At 69.4% G+C, this 536-nt stretch carries 1 protein-coding gene; it reads right to left on the bottom strand.

What is annotated here, in order from left to right; all coding sequences use genetic code 11:
• Positions 1–45: 45 nt before the first annotated feature.
• Positions 46–536 (bottom strand): aminoacyl-tRNA hydrolase (gene pth / locus CCN33_RS30185; RefSeq protein WP_086696477.1); only part of this gene is annotated, 491 nt, incomplete at its 5' end.

Genomic DNA, 536 nt, shown 5'->3' with positions numbered 1-536 from the left:
CCGCCGAACTCGCCGCCCTGCTCGCACCCCCCGGTGCCCCGGACGCTACGAGTTGTACGCCGACTGAGCCCGCTCCAGCCCCTCCGTGACCAGACACTCCACCGCGTCCGCCGCACGGTCCACGAAGTAGTCCAGCTCCTTGCGCTCGGTCGAGGCGAAGTCCTTCAGCACGAAGTCCGCCACCTGCATCCGGCCCGGCGGACGGCCGATGCCGAAGCGGACGCGGTGGTAGTCGGGACCCATCGCCTTCGTCATCGACTTCAGGCCGTTGTGCCCGTTGTCGCCGCCGCCCAGCTTCAGCCGCAAGGCGCCGTAGTCGATGTCCAGCTCGTCGTGGACCGCCACCACCTGGGAGAGCGGCACCTTGTAGAAGTCCCGCAGCGCGTTCACCGGACCGCCCGACAGATTCATGTACGACATCGGCTTGGCCAGGATCACCCGCCGGTTCGCCGGACCCACCGGACCGATCCGGCCCTCCAGCACCTGCGCCTGCGCCTTGCCGGCACGCTTGAACTTCCCGCCGATCCGCTCCGCGA

It is taken from the genome of Streptomyces recifensis (genome assembly GCF_002154615.1).
GTDB lineage: Bacteria > Actinomycetota > Actinomycetes > Streptomycetales > Streptomycetaceae > Streptomyces > Streptomyces griseoluteus.
The sequence above is the reverse complement of the archived record's forward strand: the minus strand, read 5'-3'. Positions and strand labels throughout refer to the sequence as shown.